13 protein-coding genes and 4 pseudogenes are annotated in these 8,837 nt (G+C 69.8%); 14 read left to right on the top strand and 3 right to left on the bottom strand.

The window, feature by feature from the left end; translation table 11 throughout:
• Positions 1-178 precede the first annotated feature (178 nt).
• From ACZ4Z1_RS41895 to ACZ4Z1_RS41925, 7 genes and pseudogenes are all read left to right on the top strand, one after another.
• Positions 179-529, top strand: a pseudogene (locus tag ACZ4Z1_RS41895) (helix-turn-helix domain-containing protein); the annotation flags it as partial.
• A gap of 162 nt (positions 530-691) precedes the next feature.
• Positions 692-1,099, top strand: coding sequence for a hypothetical protein (locus ACZ4Z1_RS41900; protein WP_468491973.1), 408 nt, complete (start codon positions 692-694; stop codon positions 1,097-1,099).
• A 68-nt stretch (positions 1,100-1,167) separates the two neighbouring features.
• On the top strand, positions 1,168-1,389 hold the full coding sequence (locus ACZ4Z1_RS41905) for a hypothetical protein (RefSeq protein ID WP_468491974.1): 222 nt from the start codon (positions 1,168-1,170) through the stop codon (positions 1,387-1,389).
• Between the two features lie 163 nt (positions 1,390-1,552).
• Positions 1,553-1,795: a hypothetical protein gene (locus ACZ4Z1_RS41910; protein ID WP_468491975.1), complete on the top strand. Its 243-nt coding sequence runs from the start codon at positions 1,553-1,555 to the stop codon at positions 1,793-1,795.
• Positions 1,796-2,184: 389 nt separating this feature from the next.
• A pseudogene (locus ACZ4Z1_RS41915) lies at positions 2,185-3,746 on the top strand (FAD-dependent oxidoreductase).
• Between the two features lie 86 nt (positions 3,747-3,832).
• Positions 3,833-4,104: pseudogene (locus tag ACZ4Z1_RS41920) on the top strand (DUF6009 family protein); the annotation flags it as partial.
• An 8-nt stretch (positions 4,105-4,112) separates the two neighbouring features.
• Positions 4,113-4,867: pseudogene (locus ACZ4Z1_RS41925) on the top strand (transposase); the annotation flags it as partial.
• 3 nt (positions 4,868-4,870) lie between these two features.
• Here the strand turns inward: ACZ4Z1_RS41925 and ACZ4Z1_RS41930 are convergent.
• Positions 4,871-5,194 (bottom strand): hypothetical protein, encoded by a 324-nt coding sequence (locus ACZ4Z1_RS41930; protein ID WP_468491983.1) that lies wholly within the window; start codon positions 5,192-5,194, stop codon positions 4,871-4,873.
• A 69-nt stretch (positions 5,195-5,263) separates the two neighbouring features.
• Here ACZ4Z1_RS41930 and ACZ4Z1_RS41935 point away from each other — a divergent pair, with 69 nt between their 5' ends.
• Entirely contained in the window at positions 5,264-5,533 is a 270-nt protein-coding gene (locus ACZ4Z1_RS41935; RefSeq protein ID WP_468491985.1) for a hypothetical protein, read from the top strand.
• 39 nt (positions 5,534-5,572) lie between these two features.
• Here the strand turns inward: ACZ4Z1_RS41935 and ACZ4Z1_RS41940 are convergent, their stop codons facing one another.
• Both ACZ4Z1_RS41940 and ACZ4Z1_RS41945 read right to left on the bottom strand, forming a co-directional pair.
• A complete protein-coding gene (locus ACZ4Z1_RS41940) occupies positions 5,573-5,869 on the bottom strand; it encodes a hypothetical protein (RefSeq protein ID WP_468491976.1) in 297 nt (98 codons plus the stop codon).
• Positions 5,866-6,063 carry a YlcI/YnfO family protein gene (locus ACZ4Z1_RS41945; RefSeq protein ID WP_468491977.1) on the bottom strand — a complete coding sequence of 66 codons (198 nt, stop codon included), beginning with the start codon at positions 6,061-6,063 and terminating at the stop codon, positions 5,866-5,868. Before ACZ4Z1_RS41945 ends, ACZ4Z1_RS41940 begins: the two co-directional genes overlap by 4 nt.
• 471 nt (positions 6,064-6,534) lie before the next feature.
• Here ACZ4Z1_RS41945 and ACZ4Z1_RS41950 point away from each other — a divergent pair, with 471 nt between their 5' ends.
• From ACZ4Z1_RS41950 to ACZ4Z1_RS41975, 6 genes are all read left to right on the top strand, one after another.
• Positions 6,535-6,840 carry a hypothetical protein gene (locus ACZ4Z1_RS41950; protein ID WP_468491978.1) on the top strand — a complete coding sequence of 102 codons (306 nt, stop codon included), beginning with the start codon at positions 6,535-6,537 and terminating at the stop codon, positions 6,838-6,840.
• A gap of 102 nt (positions 6,841-6,942) precedes the next feature.
• Positions 6,943-7,149, top strand: coding sequence for a sigma factor-like helix-turn-helix DNA-binding protein (locus ACZ4Z1_RS41955; protein WP_468491984.1), 207 nt, complete (start codon positions 6,943-6,945; stop codon positions 7,147-7,149).
• Positions 7,150-7,151: 2 nt separating this feature from the next.
• A complete protein-coding gene (locus ACZ4Z1_RS41960; protein ID WP_468491979.1) occupies positions 7,152-7,601 on the top strand; it encodes a hypothetical protein in 450 nt (149 codons plus the stop codon).
• 8 nt (positions 7,602-7,609) lie between these two features.
• A complete protein-coding gene (locus ACZ4Z1_RS41965) occupies positions 7,610-7,828 on the top strand; it encodes a hypothetical protein (RefSeq protein ID WP_468491980.1) in 219 nt (72 codons plus the stop codon).
• Positions 7,829-7,923: 95 nt separating this feature from the next.
• The gene (locus tag ACZ4Z1_RS41970) at positions 7,924-8,103 is read left to right on the top strand and encodes a hypothetical protein (protein ID WP_468491981.1); all 180 of its coding nucleotides are present in this window, start codon (positions 7,924-7,926) and stop codon (positions 8,101-8,103) included.
• Between the two features lie 392 nt (positions 8,104-8,495).
• Positions 8,496-8,837, top strand: a 342-nt coding sequence (locus ACZ4Z1_RS41975; RefSeq protein WP_468491982.1) for a transposase, incomplete at its 3' end; no start/stop codon positions are given.

Genomic DNA, 8,837 nt, shown 5'->3' on the forward strand with positions numbered 1-8,837 from the left:
AGCCGTCGGGACGCCTCTCCGGCTGGGCCGCGTAAGGGTTGAGCGGCCCGTCCACGTCGAGGAACAGCAGCGGTCGGTTCACGGTTTCCCCCGGTTCTGCTCACTGTGGACTGCCTCGATCAGCGTAGCTGTGGGATTGTGCCGACAGTGGCTGGCCAGCCTGAGTGATGATCACGAGATGGCGAGTGTGATCACGGCATCAAAGCCGTCCTGGACAGCCCCGTTCGCTGGGCTGAGCCTGCGCTGCTTCGACAAGCTGCTGACCACGTTGCGGCGCGATGGAGCAGATGCGGTCCTCCGAGGCCGGCCGTGGAGTCTGGCGCTGGAGGACCGGATGCTGCTGGTTACGGCCTACTGGCGTACCAACCTGACGTTGCGGCAGCTCGCTCCGCTGTTCGGCGTCTCGAAGTCCACGGCTGGCCGCGTCATCAACCACCTCGGCCCCCTGCTCACACTCCGGCCTCGCAAGCGGTTCGCCAAGGCCACCGTTCTCATCGTGGACGGCACCCTGGTTCCTACCCGCGACCACCTGGCGAACCACTCGGCCTGGGCGAGGGCCTCGGTTCCCAAATGACCTCGTAGCTCACGCCTCGGTGCCGGCGGTTAGTAGGAGAATCCAGCCTCCTGAGGCGCAACCGTCGCGAGCACTGAAGGCAATTGATGACCCCAGGAGGCCCCCATCCTTGAAAAAATGACGACGATGACCGCGTTGCTCGCTATTCCTCTCGTAGCACTGGCTGCCGTCATGTGGGTGTTCCGGTTCCTGATGCGATCCTGGGTTAGCGCACAGGTGAGCCGCTGGATCGAAGGCGCCTTTTACGCTCTGCTCGGCACACTCATTACCTATGCCTGGGGCCTCTTCGCCGGTTTCCCTTGGGATATCGAGGAAGCGTGCAAGCTGGATCACCGGCAGCACTGGGACCGCAGATTCGCGGGACCGGCAAGCTATTTCCCGCTCTCCAACAAGTGCAACGCCGCTTTCGACCTGGTTCCCAGTTATGTCAACCCGCTGGTGATCGCAGGGGTGAGCGTCATGGTGTTCTGCATCGGCATGGCCGCATACCAAGCATTGAAACGACGAAATCGGGTAGTGAAATGAATGACACAAAGGCATACTCGCGACGCCGCATGTTGACCTGCGGGCTGGGGGGCGTTGGAGGCGGCCTGTTGGCCACAGGAATGGCGGGCACGGGAAGGGTAGCTGTAGCCGCCGAGATACCGCCCGGTGAGAAGGTCCGTGCATGGCAGGGGAGCAAGAGCGCCAACGGCTGGGACGTCACCAGCGAGGGCATCGTCCGCCACACGGTGGAGGGCAGCAATATCACCGCAGACCTGCGCAGCGGTGACGTGGCCACAGTGCTGCTGTACGTGCTGCGGCGCTTCCACTAAGAGATAGACAACCGCCTGACAATCGAGGACGTCGCCGGCCACACTACGAGCCGCCAGGTGGCCGCCGCATATGAGAGCAGCCGCCTGTCCGGAACGGCCTTTGCTGTTCGCCCCGGGGCGTACCCCCTGGGGGGCCAAGGACTGCTTCTTCCCGGAAGATGTCATGGTCATCCGCGACATCCTTGCTGACTGCGAAGGTGTTGTGCGGTGGGGCGGTGACGAGAACGTGCCCAAACAGTCGCACTTTCAGATCGATGTCAAACCCGGCAACGAGAAGCTCGCCCGGGTCGCTGCCAAGTTCCGTGCCTGGGACGTACAGCCGAGCGGCGGCGCGGGGGCGATCGATGCGTTCATTCCGGGACGGCGCCGCGCTGCCGACGCTCTGGCTCGCCAGCAGGCCGCGTAGGGCCAGCCACGCTGCTGCTGGCCCGCCATCTTGATAGGGATCCGAAGGTCCGGGCCGCGCCGTACCTGGCCGCGCTCGCCGACAGCCAGGACGGCTGGACCTCGCCCTGGCCCGCCTGGCGGGCCACGGTGGCCCGCCCGCTGCACGCCGCCGCCCGGGGGTGAGCTCCAGGCGCAGGTGCAGCCCGACGCGGTGGCCGAGCTGCTGATCAGCGCGTGGGCCGGAATGGCCAGCCACCGCACCCCCGGCACCGCGGAGGAGCAGATGCGCACGTTCCTGGCCTGCTGCCTGCCTGGCATCGCCACACCGGCGGTTGTGCCCCTGCTGGAGAGCTCCTTGACGCCGCGGCGTCTTTTTGGCTTTCTCGTCCCTCGGTCATAGTCGGCGTCATGGACTATGACGTGGTGGTGGCCGGAGGCGGCGCGGTCGGACTGATGCTGGCCTGCGAGCTCCGGCTTGCAGGCGCGCGGGTGGCCGTCCTGGAGCGCCTCACCGCAGTGGACCCGGCGATCAAGGGCGGGGCGATCACCATGCCCAGCGCCGAGGCGTTCTACCGCCGGGGCATGCTGCCCGCGCTGGCCGAGGTGCAGCGGCAGGCGATGGACCGCTTCCAGGCATTCCTGCGCGAACGGAACGGCGGGGACGGAGGCGGGGCCGCGGGCCAAGGGCTCGGGGTCGTCGGGCACTTCGCCGGGATCATGCTGCGCGCCGACCTGGTCGACCGTACGGAGCCGGGCCTCGGCGACGCCGGACCCGCAGCCGGGATCGCTTTCGTGGCGCAGCAGGACATCGAGCGGCTGCTCGGCGGGCGGGCGGACGAGCTCGGCGTCGAGGTGCGCCGGGGAGTGGAGCTGACCGGTTTCGACGCGGACGACGGGGCCGTCACGGTGCGGACCAGCCACGGGGCCATCCGCGCCGGATGGCTCGTGGGCTGCGACGGCGGCCGCAGCACGGTCCGCAAGCTCGCGGGGTTTGCATTCCCCGGTACGGAACCGGAGATCACCTGTCACCAGGCGGTCGTGGAGATGACCGGCGCCGAGGACCTGACGGTCGGCTGGACCGCCACGGACACCGGGGTCTACGCCCACGGGCCGATGCCGGGCCGCATCGTCACCGTGGAGTTCGACGGCCCGCCGGCCGACCGGGACGCGCCGGTCACCACCGAGGACCTCCAGGCGAGGCTGCGCCGCGTCTCCGGCGTGGACGTCACGATCACCGGGGTGCGGACCGCGACCCGCTTCACCGACCACGCCCGCCAGGTCACCGAGTACCGCAAAGGCCGGTGCTGCTGGCGGGCGACGCGGCGCACGTGCACTCCGCGTTCGGCAGCCAGGGGCTGAGCCTGGGGATCGGGGACGCGATGAACCTCGGCTGGAAGCTCGCCGCGGTGATCGGCGGCCGGGCGCCGGAAGGGCTGCTGGACACCTACACCGCCGAACGGCACCCGGTCGGCGCGGGGATCCTGGACTGGACCCGGTCCCAGGTCGCGGCCATGCGCCCGGACCCGCAGTCCCGGGCCCTGCGCAAGATCGTCAGCGATCTGGCGCAGACGGTCACGGGCACCACGTACCTCACCGCCCGGCTCAACAGCGCCGGGGTGCGCTACGGGCTGCCGGGCGAGCACCCGCTGACCGGCCGCAGCACCCCGGACCTCGAACTCGCCGACGGCGGCCGCCTCGCGGACCACCTCCACGGCGGCCGGGCGCTCCTGCTCGACCTCACCGACGACCCGGAGCTCCGGGCCCTGGCTGCGGGGTATGCCGGCCGCGTCGACACCCTGACGGCCGGCTGCCCGTCCCGCCCGGGACTGGCGGCGGTCCTCGTCCGTCCGGACGGCTTCACGGCCTGGGCAGCCGACACGGGGGCGCAGGCGCGTACGTCGACGGCCGGGCTGGCGGAGGCGCTGGAGGAGTGGTTCGGAGTGCCGGAGGGCGCGGTGACGCCGGGGTGACCCGCCGCTGTGCTGACTGACTCGAACCACGAGCCGATCCCACCCACGGCCCTGGACCGCGTCTCCAGCCGCCGCCAGCCCCCTGCCACCGCGATGGCCGCCTCGTCGGCTACGCCGTGCTCGGCCCCACCGCCAAGGCCTCCCGCGCCTCCGGCACCCATCTGCGCCGCGTCTTCTGGCTCGCCCCCACGACCGCGACCAGCAGCCCGAGGGCTTGTGCTCCAGCGGCGCGCCTGCCGAAGCCGTCGACTCCCGCACCCTTCACCCGGGCGTCAAGGGCTACAAGACCGAACGCTCCGAGGGCGGCCCCGCGTCGGCCGCCATGCGCGAAATGGGAATAATCCTCCCCAAAGCGTAAGATCCATCCCTTCGCTGGAGCGGGTGCTGGGGCCGCGGTTGCAGCACTCGGCGGTGCTGGCCTTGCTGGAGCGGTTCGGTTCACCGGCCCAGATCCGCAAGGCCGGACGACGGCGGCTGGTCGCGTTGTTACGGCCGAAGGCCCCGCGGATGGCCGAGCGGCTGGTCGAGGAGATCTTCGCCGCCCTGGACGAGCAGACCGTCACCGTCCCTGGCACGGATGCGGCAGCGCTGATCGTCCCGAGCCTGGCCGGATCCCTGGCCGCAGTCCTTGACCAGCGCAAACTCCTGGCCGGACGGATCGAACAACTTCTGGAGGCCCACCCTCTTTCGAAGGTCCTGACGTCCATGCCGGGAATCGGCAGGACCGGAGCCCGGATCCTGATCGAGGTCGGTGACGGCAGCATGTTCCCGACCGCCGACCGCCGACCGCCGACCGCCGACCGCCGACCGCCGACCGCCGACCGCCGACCGCCGACCGGCGGCCGCCTCGCCGCCTGCGCCGGTCTTGCCCCGGCGACCCGCAGTTCCGGGTCTTCAATCCGCGGCGAGCAGCCCTCCAGGAGAGGAAACAAGCAGCTCAGGAGGGCCTTCTTCCTCTCCGCGTTCGCTGCCCTGGGCGACCCGGCATCGCGGGCTTACTACGACAAGAAGACCGCCCAGGGAAAGCACCACACCCAGGCCTGCTCTGCCTCGCCAGACGACGGGCAGACGTCCTCTTCGCGATGCTCCGCGACGCAACCTTCTACGAACCCCAACCCGCCAAGTCAGGCTGCATCGCCGAGAGCCTGCCGTGCTTCAGCCCACAGCCGCTCGGACTCCTCCGCGGAGATCTCGGCCGCCTGCGGCTGGTCCTGCCAGCCGTCCAGGGGACCTTTGGTGAGAACGCCGTACTGCCGTTCATCACGGAACACCGCCGCGAGATCTTCATGATCACGCAAGTGCAGCACCTCTTCCAAGGAGGCCGCCGTCACCGGACGCGAGTCCTGCCCCCGGACCTCAACCTGTCGCGCTGCCCAGCCCCCGTCTTCGGCCTCGAAATACAGCCACAGGTCTTCGTCCTCGTAGTAGGTGCGCAACCAGGCCGTCATGCCGCCATCGTGACCCACAACCTTGACCGAAGAGATAGGGGCCCCACCGCCAATGGCGAAGGGAGGCAGATGCTGCGCGAAGCCGGATTCAAGCCGTGGTACGAGGTCGCGGCTCCTCCGAAGGCGTACAACTTCCCCATCCCCTTGGAACCATGCGTCTACGAACGGTCCACCGGTCACCGGCTGCGCTTCGCCGTCGACCTGCGGAACGACCTCACCCTGACGGTCTTCTGCGAGGAGTTGCCCGACCTCATGGACCTGCTGGCGAAGTGGGCACCGACTGTGCACGCCCTTGCCGCCGCCGCCCAGATCGCCAAGGAGCAGGCGGAATATCGATGACTTGCTCGTTCCCGCCTCTCAGGGAAAGACGGGCCTGGGCTACAGGTCCAGGACGGCCTTGAGCGCCTGGTCGACCCGGGTCATGGCCTCGGCGGGGACGGAGCCGCGGCACGTCGCGCCGTCGAAGCGGCCGGCGTGGAGCTGCTGGATGTTCGCGGCGACCGCAGTGCAGGCGACGGGGTCGCCGATCACCACGGACATGGCGGTGTCGGGGTACCTCCCGCTGGGGTGCAGCACAATGGCCAGCACCACCCCGAACGCGGCCTCCAGCCCTTCCAGGGAGACGATCAGAACGTCATGGCCGTCGGGCAGCGACCAGATTTCGCCGCGCCTCACAGACTGTCGCCCTCGCCCGCCAGGTCGTCGCGGAGGCCGAGGGCGGCGAGCTGGCGGGCGCCGTCGAGCACGGCTGCGCGGCGCACGGCGCGGACGACGTAGGCGTTCACGCTCAGGCCGGCGGCCGCGGCGCTGGCGCGTATGGCGGGCGTCAGGTCGTCGGGGATGCGGAGGGTCATCGCAGTGGAAGACATGCCATCACATTAGCCACCGCAGTACGGTGTCATCTTCCGGTTGCGGAAACTGCCGCCCCGCGCCCCGGCCCGGTTGAAGAGCCTCGGGCCCGGGCGCCCAGCGGCAGTGAGGCCGCACAACGGCGCGGCTTTCGTCGCTTCCACCCTTTTCCGTGTTGCTCTGCCGATACCACTCCACCTCCTGACCAAAACTGTTGTGATGTATGCCACTTGAGTGGGTGAATGCGATCGCGCCCGCGGCCGCCCGCGCATCACACGTGCTGGTCAGCGGCGCGCCCGGTGAATGTGATCTTGCCCCTCGCTTACGGGTGCTTGCGCAACGCGAGGTTTCCCGGGCGGGGCATGAGTGGTTCGCGTCCGAAATCGCCTAAGTGGTGAGTGAGGCCAAAAAACCCTCAGTGGCCGCGAGTTGGCGTGCTCCTGCCTCGGCGAAATGAGACCCGTGATGACCATCTCCCGGGGGAGATCCATGTGAGCGACGATGATGTCCCCCCGGACGCCGCATCAGCGGCACGCCGCCCCCAGTTGACCCAGCCGGCCCCCGACTTCATGGACCTTCCGATCGACTTCGAAGCCTTCTACCTGGGCCACCAGGAGTTCTTCCACACCTACGCCGAGCTGCACCTCGGCAGCCGCGCCGCGGCCGAGGAGTCCGTCCACCGCGTCTTCCTGGAGATCCGGGCCGGCTGGGGCGGCCTGCTCCAGGGAGAAGACCTGGAGCAGCACACCCTCGCGGTCCTGCACCGGCACGTCACCACCCAGCTGGAGCGGGAGTAGCGCGACCCCGCGTTCCTCATCAACGGGCCGATAGCCCGCAGCCTGCGCGCGGTCCGCGGCGAGCTGGAGCTGGCGGACGGGCCGTGCGGTCTGTACGAGGCGATCACGCTGCTGCCGCCCCGCCAGTTCACCGTCATCGTCCTGCGCCACCTCATGGGCTACCCGACTCGCCAGATCGCCCGCTACAGGGGACTGGACGAGCGCACCGTCGACTACCTCGGCCGCAAAGGCCGCGACCGGCTGCGGGTCCACCTGCAACTGCCGCCGGACCCGAGCAGGACCAGCAAGGAGAAAGGGCGAGGACAGTGACCTTGACGATCGACGACCTCCTGGCCGACGCATACGTGCCCACCACACCCCCTACCGCCTTCGACGTCGGCGCCGCCCTGCGCCGCCTGGCCGCCGACGCAGCCCAGACCACCCCGATCCCGGACATGGCCCGCGCCGCCCTGGCCGGACAGTGCCTCGGCGTCGTCTCCCGTTGGGTGCTCAACGGCCCCGGAGCCGCCGGACACGTCGGCCAGCTCGCCGAAGCCGAAGGAGCCGGCCCTCACGCCCCTTTGGTGGAAGAAGAGGAGATGGACGTTGCCGGGGCGCTGGTCTACGCCTGCCTGCTCCACCTGACCGGACACCCGAGTCCGCGCAGTTCTGGCGGCAGCTGGCCGCCGGCGCCGGCAGCCGCGCGGCCGCCTACTGCCTGCACCTTCACCACCTCCACCTCGGCGAGTCCCGGGAGGCCCGGCACTGGTACCACCAGCTGACGCACTCCATGACCGACGAGACGAGCTGCCCCGACGACGCGTTCATCGAGGGCCTCGAAGCCGTCGCCCACTACGTCCGCGCCAACGGAACCATGGCCAAGGGCCCCACCGGAGACCTGGAGGAGGCGGTCGACCGGCTGGCCGCCCGCAGCGCCGCGTGCCCCATCGCGCCTCGGCCCGACCGGCGCCTGGCCGACCAGCTCCACCAGTTCGCCGGCCGCCGCTGACCTGACAGCCAAGCAGCCCCTCCGGCCTACCAGCTCCAAGGCCACCAGCCGGAAGGGCTCCTGCCCGGCATCCCCCGTACGGAAGGACACTTGCCATGCGCGAAAGCCCCGGCCGGCCCGCTCCCCGCAAGGCCGTCACCCGCACGAATCGGCTCGTACGGTGGGCCGTACGACAACGCCGCGCCGCCGCAGGACACCTGCTGCGCGGCGCCTGCTACGGCATCGGCACCGGCGCGGTCAGCATCCTCGTCCTGTGGATCCAGGAACACCCGTAACCACCGAACCGGTCGCCGGTTCCGCTACGGCACAGGTCGCCGTCGACCGACGGGTCAGGTGCCGACTCGCGGCTCTGCGGCCGCGGGTCTCTCCTCTCGGTGTCCTGGCGTCAGGGCCTCCGGCCTGCGCGTAGGTCGGATCGTGGGGCGCAGCGTGTGCGAGACGCCCGGGACACGGACGGCAACATCGCAGGACGCTTTCGTGCGAGTCGGCGCAAGGCGAAGCGGGGCGTGCTCGTGCTCGTGCTGGAGGAGATCGCCGTATACCCGGCCGCCTCACGCGGTTCCCGCACGGTCGATGCGGATCGCGTCGCGCTCAAGCGGCGGGCCTGGGGCCGCAAGGCGCAGTAAGACGCCATTTCGTTTGGTGTGATCGTGCGGCATCTGGGGCCGTGACTGCTTCGCTTGTTGAGCGGATGGTGCCGGATGATCTGTGGGAGCTGTTCGAGCGGGTGGTGCCGCCGGCGCCACAGCGTCGGCAGGGTGGTGGCCGCCGGCGGCACGGTGACCGGGAGGTGCTGGCCGCGATCATTTTCGTGGCCACCTCGGGCTGCACCTGGAACCAGCTGCCGCCCGGCTTCGGTCCCTCGGGGGTGACGGCCTTCCGCCGGTTCGCCGAGTGGTCCGAGGCGAGGGTGTGGGCCAAGCTTTACCGTCTGGTCCTCGACGAGCTCGGCTTGCGCGGGGAGCTCGACTGGACGCGCTGTGCGATCGACTCCGTCAGCGTCCGGGCC

The sequence above is a fragment of the Streptomyces sp. NPDC030165 genome, assembly GCF_055573595.1.